At 63.3% G+C, this 14,128-nt stretch carries 10 protein-coding genes; all 10 read right to left on the minus strand.

Annotated features, from left to right (window positions below):
- Positions 1-137: 137 nt before the first annotated feature.
- Complete coding sequence (gene ligA, locus K7H91_RS01690; RefSeq protein ID WP_230718458.1) at positions 138-2,285, minus strand: NAD-dependent DNA ligase LigA; 2,148 nt, start codon at positions 2,283-2,285, stop codon at positions 138-140.
- 168 nt (positions 2,286-2,453) lie between these two features.
- Complete coding sequence (locus K7H91_RS01695) at positions 2,454-3,296, minus strand: endonuclease/exonuclease/phosphatase family protein (protein ID WP_230718459.1); 843 nt, start codon at positions 3,294-3,296, stop codon at positions 2,454-2,456.
- Between the two features lie 40 nt (positions 3,297-3,336).
- Positions 3,337-4,779 (minus strand): phospholipase D-like domain-containing protein, encoded by a 1,443-nt coding sequence (locus K7H91_RS01700; RefSeq protein ID WP_230718460.1) that lies wholly within the window; start codon positions 4,777-4,779, stop codon positions 3,337-3,339.
- 147 nt (positions 4,780-4,926) lie between these two features.
- A complete protein-coding gene (gene recN / locus K7H91_RS01705; protein WP_230718461.1) occupies positions 4,927-6,594 on the minus strand; it encodes a DNA repair protein RecN in 1,668 nt (555 codons plus the stop codon).
- Positions 6,595-6,623: 29 nt separating this feature from the next.
- Entirely contained in the window at positions 6,624-7,484 is an 861-nt protein-coding gene (locus tag K7H91_RS01710; RefSeq protein ID WP_230718462.1) for an outer membrane protein assembly factor BamD, read from the minus strand.
- Positions 7,485-7,730: 246 nt separating this feature from the next.
- Entirely contained in the window at positions 7,731-8,669 is a 939-nt protein-coding gene (gene lpxC, locus K7H91_RS01715; protein ID WP_230718463.1) for a UDP-3-O-acyl-N-acetylglucosamine deacetylase, read from the minus strand.
- 283 nt (positions 8,670-8,952) lie between these two features.
- Positions 8,953-10,554 (minus strand): cell division protein FtsZ, encoded by a 1,602-nt coding sequence (ftsZ, locus tag K7H91_RS01720; RefSeq protein WP_230718464.1) that lies wholly within the window; start codon positions 10,552-10,554, stop codon positions 8,953-8,955.
- Between the two features lie 58 nt (positions 10,555-10,612).
- Positions 10,613-11,932 carry a cell division protein FtsA gene (gene ftsA / locus K7H91_RS01725; RefSeq protein WP_230718465.1) on the minus strand — a complete coding sequence of 440 codons (1,320 nt, stop codon included), beginning with the start codon at positions 11,930-11,932 and terminating at the stop codon, positions 10,613-10,615.
- Entirely contained in the window at positions 11,929-12,855 is a 927-nt protein-coding gene (locus K7H91_RS01730) for a cell division protein FtsQ/DivIB (RefSeq protein ID WP_230718466.1), read from the minus strand. The genes ftsA and K7H91_RS01730 overlap by 4 nt, the downstream gene beginning before the upstream one ends.
- The gene (locus K7H91_RS01735) at positions 12,843-13,766 is read right to left on the minus strand and encodes a D-alanine--D-alanine ligase (RefSeq protein WP_230718467.1); all 924 of its coding nucleotides are present in this window, start codon (positions 13,764-13,766) and stop codon (positions 12,843-12,845) included. The genes K7H91_RS01730 and K7H91_RS01735 overlap by 13 nt, the downstream gene beginning before the upstream one ends.
- Between the last annotated feature and the right edge of the window lie 362 nt (positions 13,767-14,128).

A 14,128-nucleotide genomic window follows, 5' to 3' on the forward strand; every position in this document is an offset into this window, starting at 1 on the left:
AATGTCAAATTGTGAGGACGCTCGCAGGGATAGGCTCCCCCCTCACTGTCGCTTTCGCGACATCTCTCCCCTCCGGGGCGAGAAGATTGGGGGGCTTTGCGGAGAGGTCTCACAGGCGCCTCTGTCCAAGACGGGGGTCACCCGCCGATCAGCGCCAGCCATTCATCCTCGTCCATGGTCTCAACGCCGAGTTCCTCCGCCTTTTTCAGCTTGGAGCCGGCGCCCGGACCGGCGATCACGATATCGGTCTTCTTCGACACCAAGCCGGACACCTTGGCGCCCAGGCTTTCGGCCTTGGCCTTGGCCTCGTCGCGCGTCATTTTCTCGAGCGTGCCGGTGAAGACCACGGTCTTGCCGGCGACCGGGCTTGAGGTGTCGATGCGCTGCTGGTCGTCCTCCGGGGTCACCTCCTTGAGCAGGCGCGCGATGACATCGGTATTGTTCTCCTCGGCGAAGAACTCGGCCAGCGCGCGGGCGACGACAGCGCCGATGCCGTCGATATTGTTGAGATCGTCCCATGCCTCGCCCTCGCCGCCTGCCGCCTCGCGCATGGCCTTTTCAAAGGCCTCATAGGAGCCGTAGGAGCGCGCCAGAAGTTTAGCCGTGGTCTCGCCGACATGGCGGATGCCGAGGGCAAAGATGAAGCGGTTGAGGGCGATGGTCCGTCGTTCGTTGATCGACTCGTAGAGATTGGCGACCGAAGTCTTGCCCCAGCCGTTGAAATTCTCGAGCCTGGTGAGCGCCGCCCCCTGCCGCCGCTCCAGCGTGAAGATGTCCGGCGCGGTGCGGATCGCCAGCGCCTCGTCCTCATGTTCGAAGAAGAAATCGACCTGCTTGGAGCCGAGCCCCTCGATATCGAAGGCATTGCGCGAGACGAAATGCTTCAGGTGCTCGACCGCCTGCGCCCGGCAGGAAAATCCGGCCGTGCAACGCCGCACCGCATCGAGCTTGCCGGTCTTCTCGTTGATGTCGCGCACCGCATGGGCACCGCAGACCGGGCAGTGATCGGGGAATTGATAGGGTTCGGCATCGTCAGGCCGCTTGTCCGGCACGATGTCGACGATCTGGGGAATGACGTCGCCGGCGCGCTGAACGATGACATAGTCGCCGATGCGGATATCGCGGCCCTCGCGGATCGGCTCGCCGCCGGAGCCCTTGCCGGCGATATAGTCCTCGTTGTGCAGCGTCGCATTGGTCACCACCACGCCGCCGACCGTGATCGGCTCCAGCCGCGCGACCGGCGTCAACGCTCCGGTGCGGCCGACCTGGATATCGATGTTGAGAAGCCGGGTGATCGCCTGTTCGGCCGGGAACTTGTGCGCCGTCGCCCAGCGCGGCGAGCGCGAGCGGAAGCCGAGCCGTGCCTGCAGGTCCAGCCGGTCGACCTTGTAGACGACGCCGTCGATGTCATAGTCGAGATCGCCGCGCTCTACGCCGATCTCGCGGTAGTGATCGATAAGGTCATCGACGGAGGAAAGTCGCCGCATCAGCGGATTGATTGGAAAGCCCCATTTCCCGAAGGTCTCGACCATACCCATCTGGGTATCGGCCGGCATCTCCGACATCTCGCCCCAGGCATAGGCGAAGAATCGCAACTTGCGCTTCGCCGTCACCTGCGGGTCGAGCTGGCGCAGCGAGCCGGAGGCGGTGTTGCGCGGGTTCACATAGGTGGGCTTGCCCTCATCCGCGAGCGCTGCGTTGAGCGCGGCAAAATCGCTCTTGGCCATGTAGATCTCGCCGCGCACCTCGACCACCGCTGGCGCGCCCTTCGGCAACCGGTTCGGGATCTCGCTAATGGTGCGGACATTGGCGGTGACGTTTTCCCCGGTCGCGCCATCGCCGCGGGTGGCGCCGGAGACCAGCACGCCGTCCTCATAGCGCAGCGACATCGACAGGCCGTCGATCTTCGGCTCCGCGGTGAAAGCGATGGAGTTATCCGGCAGATGCCCGAGGAAACGATAGACCGAGGCGATGAAATCCTGCACGTCCTCATCGGAAAACACATTGCCGAGGGAGAGCATCGGCACGCTATGCGTCACCGGGGCGAACACCTCGGACGGGGTCGAGCCGACCCGGCGCGACGGGCTGTCTTCGCGGATAAGGTCGGGAAACTGCGCCTCTAGCGCATCATTGCGCTGCTTCAGCGCGTCATATTCGGCGTCGGTGATCTCCGGCGCGTCCTTGCCATGATAGGCGACATCATGTCGGGCGATCTCCTCGGCAAGGCTCGCCAGCTCGGCCTCCGCCTCATCGCGGGACAGTTCCTCGACCGGTTTCTTCGCCATGTCACACTCCTTCGCGGCTCCCCCGCTGAATTAGAGCGGATTGGCGCGAAATGGAAGCCGATTTGACTGCGATGGCGATGGCGACCCCAATCTCCCCCCTCAAGGGGGGAGATTGGGGGCTGATAGGTTTGAGAATCAAACGAAGGCCGTTCCCGGCCGCGCGTTCATTCACCCCGAAACCCGCGCCGTCCCGGTCGTCTCACCCTCGCCACTCAACACCCCCGTATCAAGCAACGCCGTCAGCGGCAGATGGTCGGAGGCGACCCGGGCGAGGAGCGAATCATGCGCCGCCAGATCGGCGACCAGATCGTCGCGATTGGCGATGATGCGGTCGAGCGCCAGCACCGGCCAGCGGGCGGGGAAGCTTGCTCTCGGCGGGGGCAGCGCGCCGAAACTGTCCTCGAAGCGGCGCAGCGCCGAGCCATTGCCCAGCCGCCACTCGTTCATGTCGCCCATGATCAGCGTCGCGGCCTCGTCGCGATTGCCGAGCAAGCCGATAATGTGATCGGCCTGCTGGCGGCGCGAGGCGCGGAACAGGCCGAGATGAACGGCAACCACGCGCAGATGGATGCCGCTCTTGAGTTCGATATCGGTCAAAAGCGCGCCGCGCGGCTCCAGCCCCGGCAGTTTCTCGCGGTGGATATCGCGCACCGCGCCGTCGCGGAACAGGAGAACATTGCCATGCCAGCCATGCGCCCTGACGCTGGGCTCGGCCGGCACCGCGATCAGGCCGGTCTCGGTCTCGATGCGCTTGAGATCCAGAAGCCCGGTGCGCTCTCCAAAGCGCGTGTCGGCTTCCTGAAGGGCAATCAGGTCGGCGCCGATCTCGCGGATCACCTCAAAGGTGCGGTCGGGATCGAAACGGCCGTCGGTGCCGACGCATTTATGCACGTTATAGGTCGCGACCCTGAGCCCCTCGCCTGCCATCGGCACGGCCGAATCCGGACGCTTTCCGTTCTCACGGAAGGAGCGCAACACGGCATTGGCAAGGGGAGATTTGATCGGGATCATGTTTCACACGCAATTCAATAAACATGAATATGGGGTGTTTTCAGAGATACGGCAATCCCAGCCACAAAATCCGGTCGCGGAGCCGGTAGGGAAACGGCCTCTCCTGCAGCTTGGCGATCGTCACCTCGGTGGAATTGGCCCGCGCGGCGGCGATGCGCGCATGAAGCTCCGTTGCAAAACCCGTATCGAAGACTTCGAGATCGGTTTCGAAGTTCAGCCGCAGCGAGCGCGAATCGAGATTGGAGGAGCCGAGATAGGACCAGCGGCCGTCGATCGTCATCAGCTTGGAATGGTTGAACGGCCCGTTATCGCGCCAGATCCGGCAGCCGCCCTCCAGTATTTCCTCGAACTGCGCCGTCATGGCCTTGTCGACAAGGCCGAGATTGTTCTTGCCCGGCACGATGATATCGACGGCGACGCCGCGCTTTGCGGCGGTCGCCAACGCGGACAGGAGGTCGCGATCGGGCAGGAAATAGGGCGACATGATCATCACGCTTTCCTCCGCCACCGAAAGCGCGCCGATGATCATGCTGTTATTGTTGCCGAGATTGCGGTCCGGTCCGGACGGCACGACGCGGGCGATGACGCCCTCATGGGTCTCAGGCGCGGAGACCTTCCAGGCCGCCCCGTCGAGCTTTTCGCGGGTTTCGAAATACCAGTCGGCCGCCGCCACGGTGAAGTAATCGCCTGCGGCCGCGCCCCGCAGCATGAAATGGGTATCGTGGGCGGCATTCGGCCCGGTAAAGGCCGCGCGGATGTTCATGCCGCCGGCGAAGACGGTTTCGCCGTCGATCACCATGATCTTGCGATGGGTGCGCAGATTGGCATAGGGCAGCCGCATCTTCAAAAGCACCGCGCCGTTGAAGGTCGCGACCCTGATGCCGCGTTCGCGCAGCAGCGAGGTGATGCGCGGGCGGGAATAACGCGCGCCGATCGAATCGACCAGGATCCGCACCTCGACGCCGCGCTTAACCGCCGCATCGAGGCTGTCGACGAACCGGCGGCCGATCTGGTCGGAATCGAAGATATAGGTTTCCATCAGGATTGAGCGCTCGGCCTTGTCGATCGCCTCCAGCATGGCGGCATAGGCTGCGTCACCGGTTTCCAGCAGGTGGATGACATTGCCGTCGGTCGCCGGCATGCCCGTGACGCGGTTGCCGAGGTTCCACATCGCCCCCATGCGCGGACCGAAGGCGGAAACGATCGCCTCGCGTCCGACATGATGTTCCCTCTCCTCGTTGGCAACGGCATCGGGAATGCTGCCGCGCCGGTCGAGGATCGAGGCCCGGCGCATCCGGTTGATGCCGGCAACCGCATAGATCGCCGCGCCTAAAAGCGGCGACAGCATGATCACGCCGACCCAGCCGATCGCCGCGCGGACCTCGTCCTTGGTCATCGCGGCATGGATCGCCGCCGTCGCGCCGAGGAGGAACGAAATCGCCGCCAGAATATGCGGCCAGTAATGTTCCAGAAAAGTCTCCATCGGCGGCTGTCCCCTTGATTCCTGCGCCATCGGAAAATGAAGGCGGCTATTCTGTCCGTCAACGCCCCTCCCTCCGATCGCCCTCTCAAAGGGAGATCGGCGGAAGCAATTCCGGGTTCATCCTCAGCTTATATCAGCAAATGCCGATCAACCATCACCGGCCAGCAGTTTCGCCGCCGCAGCCCGCGCCTCGGCCGTAACCTTCGCGCCGGCCAGCATGCGGGCGATTTCCTCCTGGCGGGCTTCCGGACCGATCACCTCCACATGGGTGCTGACGGTATCCTTGCCGCGGTCGCCCTTGGATATCAGGAAATGCCCCGCGGCCCGGGCCGCGACCTGCGGCGCGTGGGTGACGGACAGCACCTGTACGTTCTCGGCGAGCCGTTTCAGCCGCTGGCCGATCGCATCGGCGACCGCGCCGCCGACCCCGGTATCGATCTCGTCGAAGACCAGCGTCGGAGCGGACCCCTTGTCGGCCAGCGCCACCTTCAGCGCCAGCAGGAAACGCGAGAGTTCGCCGCCGGAGGCGACCTTCATGATCGGCCCTGCCCGCGTGCCCGGATTGGTCTGCACCTCGAAGGAGACGGTATCGATACCCTCCGCGCCCGCCGCCTCGTCATCGGCTGAAACGACGGCGGTAAAACGCGCCCGCTCCAGCTTCAGCGCCGGCAGTTCCGCCATCACCGCGTCGCTCAACTGTTCGCCGGCCACCTGACGGCGCTCCGACAGCGCCCGGGCGGCGGCGAAATAGGCCGATTCAGCGACCGTCACAGCCTCGGTCAACGCCGCAAGCTTCGCCTCGCCGGCATCGAGTTCGTCGAGATCGGCGACCATGCGTTCGGCCAGCGCCGGCAGTTCGGTGACCGGTACGTTGTATTTCCGCGCTGCGCCCCTGAGCGCAAAAAGCCGCTCCTCGGTAAGCTCCAGTTCCTTCGGGTCGAAGGCCGCGCGATTAAGCGCTGCTTCCACCTCCATCTGCGCGCTGGAGAGCTTTTCGAGCGCGGCATCCAGCAGCTCCACCGTCTCTTCCAGAAGCCCCGGCGCCTCGTGCGATTTGCGCTCCAGCCGGCGCACCAGCGAGGCGATCATCGGAACCGGCGAGGCATTGCCGTTCAGAAATTCGAGCGCCTCGGCGATATCGCCCGCAATCCGCTCGGATTTCATCATGGTCGCGCGCTTTTCGGCCAGTTCATCTTCCTCGCCGTCAACCGGGGAAAGCTCCTGAAGCTCGTCCACAGAGGCGCGCAAATAGTCCGCCTCGCGCATCGCCGCCTCGATATGGGCGCGGTGCTGCTTCAGCTTGCGTTCGGCATCCTTCCAGCCGCGATAGAGGCCGGCCACAAGCTCGGCCTCGGCGGTCAGCCCGCCAAAGGCATCAAGCAACCGGCGGTGGCCGTCAGTATCGATCAGCGCGCGCTCATCATGTTGTCCGTGGATTTCGACGAGCAACCGCCCGGCCTGGCGCATCATCTGCACGCTCACCGACTGGTCGTTGATGAAGGCGCGGGTGCGGCCATCGGCGGATTGCATCCGCCGGAAGATCAGGTCGCCATCATCGTCGAGACCGTTTTCGCGCAGATGCAGCCGCGCCGGATGATCCATCGGCACGTCGAACACGGCGATCACCTGTCCCGAATCCTGCCCGTGACGCACCAATGCGCCATCGCCCCGCGCGCCGAGCGCGAGCGAAAGACTGTCGAGCAGAATGGATTTTCCCGCGCCGGTCTCGCCGGTCAACACCGAAAGACCCGCGCCGAGGTCAAGCTCCAGCCGCTCGATCAAAACGATGTCCCGAATGGAAAGCTGGACGAGCATGTTTTTCGCGACCTGGCGGATGCGCCGTTTTAGCTCGGCGTGGCGTCCGAAACAGCGGAGCCCCGGCCGGCCGATTTCGGTTCAAGCCCCTTGGAATTCAAGAGCTTATACGCACGCGCATACCACGGGCTGTCGGGATAGTTATGCCCAAGCACCCAGGCCGCGTTCTGCGCCTCGGAGACCACGCCCATGGCGTAATAGGCCTCAACAAGGCGTTCCAGCGCTTCCTCGATCTGGTTGGTGTCCGAATACTCGTCGACCACCTGGTTGAAGCGGGAGATCGCGGCGACATAGTCCTTGCGCTCGAGATAGTAGCGACCGACCTGCATGTCCTTGCCGGCGAGCTGGTCGCGGGCATAGCGGATCTTGGCGCGCGCGTCGCCCGCGTAATCGGAATCCGGATAGTTGTCGATCACCTTCTGCATCGCGACGATCGTCTGCTCGGCCGCCGTCTGGTCCTGGGTGACGTCGACGATTTCCTTCGAATAGGCAAGGCCGATCAGATACTGCGCGTAGGCGGCATCCTGCGAGTTCGGATAAAGCTGGACATAACGCGTGCCGGATTTGACCGCCGCCTCATACTTGCGCGAACGGTATTCCAGGTAGGTCTGCATCAGGAGCGCCTGCCGCGCATAGTCGGAAAGCGGGTTCTGGTCCTGCACCGACTTGAACTTGCGCAGCGCCTCGCTCACCTTGCCGGCATTGATATTGGCAAGCGCCTCATCATAAAGCTGCTGGGGCGGATCGGCCTCATACTGCAGCGTGGTGATGTCGACGTCCTTGTCCCGGGAGCAGCCGCCAAGAACGATACCTGCTCCGATAATTATGGCCGCCGGCAGCGCCGCTGCGCGAAACGCTCCCAGTCTTTTCCGGTTCAAAGTATCAGACATTGCTTGTGCCCCAGTTGCGCGTCATGCGGACGCATTTCTGTTTCAACCGACGTTTTACGCATATCCCGGTGCCAAGAGCAATCGCAGGCGCGCGAAAAACGCACAAATTAATGGCGCTTCAATAACGCATTCTTAAGCGGCCTGAAAGGCAGGAAGCGGCCCAAGCGGATAGAGCCAGCAAATGAAAAGGCGGACCGCCGCAAATGCGCCGATCCGCCTGACTATTTTAGCTTTATCCGATAGAACTCAGGACGCAGGCCCCGCCGCAACCACGCCTTCCTGACGCAGGCGGAAGGGCAGCGCGCCCCGCGGCGAAACGATCACGGCTGCGCCGGGCGTTTCGAACAGCTTGCGCACGGCGGCCGCATTCAGCGCATGCCCGCCGCGATAGGAGCGGAATGCACCGGCGAAACGCATGCCCATCATCGCCAGGTCGCCGACGGCGTCGAGCGTCTTGTGACGGACGAATTCGTTTTCGTAGCGCAGGCCCTCGGCATTGATGACCCGGTCGTCATCGGCGATCACCACGGAGTTTTCGAGCGAGGAGCCAAGCGCGAAGCCCCGCGCCCACATCGGCTCGACGTCACGCATGAAGCCGAAGGTGCGCGCGCCGGAAAGTTCCTTGCGGAAGGTATCGGCGTTCATGTCGCCCGCCCATTTCTGGCGACCGATAACCGGCGTCTCGAAGTCGATCTCGACGTCGAAACGGGTGCCGTCATAGGGCGAGAACTCGGCCCAGCCGGCGCCGTTTTCAACGCGCACCGTCTTGGCGACCTTGATATAGCTGCGCTGCTTGGAAAGCTTGACGATGCCCGCCTCATCCAGCGCATCGACGAAAACCCGCGAGCTGCCGTCCATGATCGGCATCTCTGCGCCGTCCACGGAGATGACGAGGTTGTCGATCCCGAGTGCGTAAATCGCGGCCATCAGATGCTCGATCGTGGCGATCCATTCGCCCGGATGCGTGCCGAGCACGGTGCAGAGGGCGGTCGGGCCGACATTGTCCGCCACCGCCTTGAAGCTGCTGATGCGCTTGCCGTTCTCATAGCGTTCGAACAGGATGCCCTGATCGGCCTCGCCCGGCTGCAAAACGATCGTCGCAGGCTTGCCCGAATGCACGCCGATCCCCGAAATCCTGACGGAGTTCGAGATGGTCGTCTGCAATCCGAAAATACCTGTCGACATGATCATGTCCCTACTCAACTGAATTGCGACCCTGCCTTATCAGCGCCAAATACCGTGTTCAGGTTGCGGGGCGACCTCTAGATGACGGCGTGGGCATGGCGTGCGGCGAGTCGATGCCTTGCATGTAGTTACGCATACGTCCGCACGATTCCAAATCACTGTTTCTTTCGTAATGTTACGAAACACGTAAAAACCCGGCCGCGCGGGCGACCGGGTTCGTTGTGCGAGAAGGTTTTCAAAAAGACGGTTACCGGTCCCCTAACGAATGGGGACCGATCGCGTTTCAGTTCGCCTGACGACGCAGGAAGGCGGGGATATCGAACTGATCGTCATCCTGACGGGCCGGCTGTGCTTCCTGACGGCGCGGCGCGTAGGGGTTCTGCTGCGGCTGAGCCTGCTGCGTGGGTTCGCGGCGAGCCACCGGCTCCTCGTGATGACCCTCGAAGCTTTCGTCGCCGCGGCCAAGCGTGTTGGACAGGCGCTTGAACAGGCCCTTCGGTCCGCGCTCTTCATGCTCCTGGCGACGGCTTGCGCTCATCTCGCCCTGCACCACCGGCGGAAAGTCGGAGACTTCCGGCATGCGGCGCGGCTCGGCCATCTGCGGGCGCGGCTGCTGGGGAGCGGCCTGCGGCGCGGCCTGACGCGGAGCCTGAGCGGAGAAGATCTGGCTCTTCGGCTGCATCTGCGGGGCTTCGGCGCGCGGCTGCGGCTTTGCCTGCTGCGGCTGATGGCTCATCGCCATCTGCAGCTCCCGTTCCATTTCAGCTTCGGCGGAACGGATCGTTTCGGCGATCGGGTCCTGGCGCGGCTGGGGGGCTGCGGGCTGAGCCGGCTGGCTCGGCTGGGTGTTGCTGGAGCGGATTTCCGGCGCGCGGGTCTCGCGGCGCGGTTCCGTCACATCCTCGTCGCCGTGGTTGATCGAACGGTCGATACCGGTCGCGACGACGGAGACGCGGATGATGCCTTCCAGTTCCTCGTCGAAGGTGGCGCCCAGAATGATGTTGGCGTCCGGATCGACTTCTTCACGAATACGCGTTGCGGCTTCATCCACTTCAAACAGCGTGAGGTCGCGGCCACCGGTGATCGAGATCAGCAGGCCCTGGGCACCGCGCATCGAGGTTTCGTCAAGCAGCGGATTGGCGATCGCGGCTTCTGCGGCCTGCATTGCGCGGCCTTCGCCGGATGCCTCGCCCGTGCCCATCATGGCGCGGCCCATCTCGCGCATCACCGAACGGACGTCGGCGAAGTCGAGGTTGATCAGGCCTTCCTTGACCATCAGGTCGGTGATGCAGGCAACACCCGAATAGAGCACCTGGTCGGCCATCGCGAAGGCGTCGGCGAAGGTGGTCTTGTCATTGGCGATCCGGAACAGGTTCTGGTTCGGAATGACGATCAGCGTGTCGACCGACTTCTGCAGTTCCTCTATTCCGGCATCGGCAAGACGCATGCGGCGCTGGCCTTCGAACTGGAACGGCTTGGTGACGACGCCGACGGTCAGGATGCCCTTGTTACGCGCGGCTTGGGCCACGATCGGAGCAGCGCCCGTGCCGGTTCCGCCGCCCATGCCGGCGGTGACGAAGCACATATGGGTGTTGTTGAGGTGATCGATGATCTCATCGATGCACTCCTCGGCGGCCGCGCGGCCGACTTCCGGCTGCGAGCCGGCGCCGAGACCTTCGGTAACGCCGACGCCGAGCTGGATGACGCGTTCTGCCTTGGTCATGGTCAGCGCCTGGGCATCGGTATTGGCAACGACGAAGTCGACGCCCTGGAGGCCCGCGGTGATCATGTTGTTGACGGCGTTGCCGCCGCCGCCGCCGACACCGAAAACGGTGATGCGCGGCTTCAGTTCAGTAATATCTGGCTTCTGCAGCGTGATAGTCATGAGTTTCGTTCCTTCTCGCTATGGCCGTACCGCCTAGCCGGCCAATCTCTGGTGTTCGTTAAAAACTTTCCCTGAACCACTGGCCGACGCGTGCTAGGCGTCCGCCGCCCGACGACAGAAAGCCCCGCTGCTCGCTGCCATAGGTTTCGCTTTCCGCAAGCTGCGGATAGATCAGAAGGCCGGCGGCCGTCGAAAACGACGGCCCCTTGGCCGGAAGCGGCAGACCGGAAACGCCCATCGGACGACCGATGCGGACATTCCTGCTCAGGATCCGCCGCGACAATTCGCTAAGCCCGATCAGCTGGCTTGCGCCGCCGGTCAGCACCACCCGCTTTCCGACAACCGCCGAAAAGCCCGAAAGCTGGATCCGGTCGCGGATCAGTTCCAGCGTTTCCTCGATCCGCGCCCTGACGATCTTCGAAAGCAGCGCCTTGGAGACCTGGCGGGGCTGATCGTGATCGTCCTCGCCGATGGAGGGCACCGCGATCATCTCGCGCTCGTCGGCGCTGGAGGTAATCGTCGAGCCGTGCACGCATTTCAGCCGCTCGGCGTCTTCCATCCGGGTCGAAAGCCCGCGGGCGAGATCGGTCGTCACATGAAGTCCGCCGAGGCTGATCGCATCGGTATGAACAAGCCGGCCTTCGGAGAAGACCGAGATCGACGTCGTGCCGGCGCCCATGTCGATCGCGGCGCAGCCGAGTTCGACTTCATCGTCCACCAGAGCGGCAAGACCGCTGGCGTAGGGGGTCGCCACCATGCGCTCCACGGAGAGATGCGCGCGGTTGACGCAGAGTTCGAGATTGCGCAGCGCCAGCCGTTCCGCCGTCACCACATGCAGGTCGACGCCGAGCGTCTCGCCATACATGCCGAGCGGATCGCGGATGCCGCGCTCGCCGTCGAGCGTGAAGCCGGCGGGCAGCGAATGCAGCACCTGCCGTTCCTCGTTGCTCGAGCGGCGGGAGACGGCGGACAGGACGCGTCGGAGATCGGAGGAGTCCACGTCCTGCCCGCCAAGATCGATCGCCGCCGTGTAGGTGTCGCTATGCAGACGACCGGCCGAAACATTGACGATCAGGCTGTCGATGGTGATGCCGGCCATGCTTTCGGCCGCGTCCACCGCCAGCCGGACCACATGTTCCGCCGCATCCAGATTGACGATCACGCCGCTCTTGATGCCCTCCGAGCGCTGATGGCCGATGCCGATGATCTCGATATTGTGGGTGCGGCCCGGCAGGATCTGGCTTTCCTCACGCGGGGTCAGCCGCGCGATCATGCAGACGACCTTCGACGAGCCGACGTCGAGCACGCTGACGATATGCGTCTTCTTGGCGGAAAGAGGCTTGGCGCGGCTGAAGCCGGACGAGCGGAACAGGGTCACAGACGCCTCCCCTTGTTCTTGAATGTCTTGTGCAGCGCTTCGGTGGCTTCGGCGCGGCGCTCCATGGCGTCGGGCGTAAGCTGGATCGCGACACGGTCATCGAGACGAAGGTCGACAGCGGCGATTTCGCGCTCGAGGATGGAACGTTCATCTTCCAGCTTGCGCAGGCGAACAAGCGCCGCATCGCTGTCCTTTTCCGGCAGCTTCACGATCATGCCATTATCGAGATAGAGGTCCCAGCGGCGCTCGTCGACGCGCTTGAAGGCGCGCACGCGCTCGGAAAGCTCCGGCCATTCCTGCATCAGGTCCTCGACATCCTTCGCCGCGACATTTCCGCCCTGGCCAAGCACCAGCGGCAGGCGGCGGAATTTCGGCGCGCTCAGCGGACCGATGATATTGCCGTCACGCTCCACCATCAGCAGACGGCCATCTTCCTGCTGCCACAGCGCATAGGGCACGCGCTCCTTCAGCGAGATTTTCAGGGTCGAGGGATAGACCTTGCGGATATCGGCATCGGCGACCCAGGGAAGGTTCAGAAGCTGGCCGCGCGCCATCTGGATATCGACGCCCTGCAGCGAATAGGCACCCTCGAGGCCGAGGCTCTGCAGGACCACGATTTCCGAGGTCTCGCTATTGCCGGAAATCTGGATATCCTCGACCGCGAAGCCGGAAAGTTGGAAGGCCGCGCGGCGCACGAGATCGCCCTTGCCGGCCACGACGACGGCGTTGGCGCCGACGGCGGCGAAAAACACAAGCGCGGCGGCGCTGCCGATATGCCTGGGAGCGCTGGTACGGCCGGTGAAGATACCCGTCGTGGCGCGCACCAGACGGCGGAGAGGACGCGGCAATACGCCCGCGCGGCTGCCCTGAGCCATGCGGTCGCCCCTGTCGATATCATCCCTTCCAGTCTTCAACGCAAACACGAAGCGTCCTCCACCATCCAACGGAGAAAAGCACCAAAACTCATACCGGCTTCCGCCGCCATTTCAGGAACCAGGGAGGTGGGGGTCATGCCGGGCTGGGTATTGATTTCCAGCCAGATCAGCCCGTCCTCGCCACTGTCCTCATCGAACCGGAAATCCGAACGGCTGACGCCGCGGCATCCCATGATCTGATGCGCCTGAACGGCCAATGATTGAATCTTTTGGTAAATATTCGGTTTAACTTCCGCCGGCAGAATGTGTTTTGAGCCGCCAGGTTTGTATTTTGCGTCGAAATCGTAGAATTTTTGACCGACCGGCACGATTTCAGTCACGCAAAGCGGCTTGCCGTCGACCACGCCACAGGTGAATTCGCGCCCGCGCACGAAGCGCTCGACCATGACCGTCTCGCCATAGGGCCATTCGGATGATGTGATCGACTGCGGCGGCGCGCTCTGCCCCTTATCGACGATGACCACGCCGAAAGAGGACCCTTCATTGACGGGCTTGACCACATAGGGCGGCGCCATCGGATGCGTCTTGCCGATTTCGGAACGCTGCATCAGCCGGTCTTCCGCCACCGGAATGCCGCCGGCGGCAGCAACGCGCTTGGCCTGCACCTTGTTCATCGCAAGCGCCGAGGCCAGCACGCCGGAATGGGTGTAGGGGATTTCCAGATATTCGAGGATGCCCTGAATGGTGCCGTCCTCGCCGAACGGCCCATGCAGCGCGTTGAAGGCGACATCGGGCTTCAGCTCGGCAAGCACGCTCGCCACATTGCGGGTGACATCGACGCGGGTGACCCGGAAGCCCTCCGCCTCAAGCGCATCGGCGCAGGGGTTTCCCGAGGCAAGGCTCACCGGCCGCTCGGAGGAAAACCCGCCCATCAATACCGCTACGTGTAAGGCACCCATACCTGTCCCCATCTTTTCCAGCCAAAGCCGGAAAGCACACTCACAATGCCGCTTTTTTAAGGAAAGCGTGATGGGGCCATTAGTGAACGAGGATGGTTAATGAAGCGTTTACTTTGGTTAACCAAGGCAAAAAAATCGATGCGGTGAAACGGGTTAAGGGGCGATGACAGCGCTTGTCATGTGGTGCGGAAGCGTGGTTTTGCTGGTTTCTTAAGGACTTCAGGGCCCCTGTCATCATCCTGCGACGGAAACGTGCTCCACGCTCACAACACGGGTCATGCTCGGGCTTGACCCGAGCATCCAGGCCACACGGAGAACGCCGCCTGGATCCTCGTGTCAAGCACGAGGATTGTTTGTTTGAA

The organism is Martelella mediterranea, from assembly GCF_021021415.1.
GTDB classification, from domain to species: Bacteria; Pseudomonadota; Alphaproteobacteria; order Rhizobiales; family Rhizobiaceae; genus Martelella; species Martelella mediterranea_C.

What these genes read in the sequence shown, in the direction of transcription:
- recN (WP_230718461.1), bottom strand. Translation starts at nt 6,594, where the DNA reads ATGCTCGTCCAGCTTTCCATTCGGGACATCGTTTTGATCGAGCGGCTG.
- K7H91_RS01700 (WP_230718460.1), bottom strand. Translation starts at nt 4,779, where the DNA reads ATGGAGACTTTTCTGGAACATTACTGGCCGCATATTCTGGCGGCGATT.
- K7H91_RS01695 (WP_230718459.1), bottom strand. Translation starts at nt 3,296, where the DNA reads ATGATCCCGATCAAATCTCCCCTTGCCAATGCCGTGTTGCGCTCCTTC.
- lpxC (WP_230718463.1), bottom strand. Translation starts at nt 8,669, where the DNA reads ATGTCGACAGGTATTTTCGGATTGCAGACGACCATCTCGAACTCCGTC.
- ftsZ (WP_230718464.1), bottom strand. Translation starts at nt 10,554, where the DNA reads ATGACTATCACGCTGCAGAAGCCAGATATTACTGAACTGAAGCCGCGC.
- K7H91_RS01735 (WP_230718467.1), bottom strand. Translation starts at nt 13,766, where the DNA reads ATGGGTGCCTTACACGTAGCGGTATTGATGGGCGGGTTTTCCTCCGAG.
- K7H91_RS01710 (WP_230718462.1), bottom strand. Translation starts at nt 7,484, where the DNA reads ATGTCTGATACTTTGAACCGGAAAAGACTGGGAGCGTTTCGCGCAGCG.
- ligA (WP_230718458.1), bottom strand. Translation starts at nt 2,285, where the DNA reads ATGGCGAAGAAACCGGTCGAGGAACTGTCCCGCGATGAGGCGGAGGCC.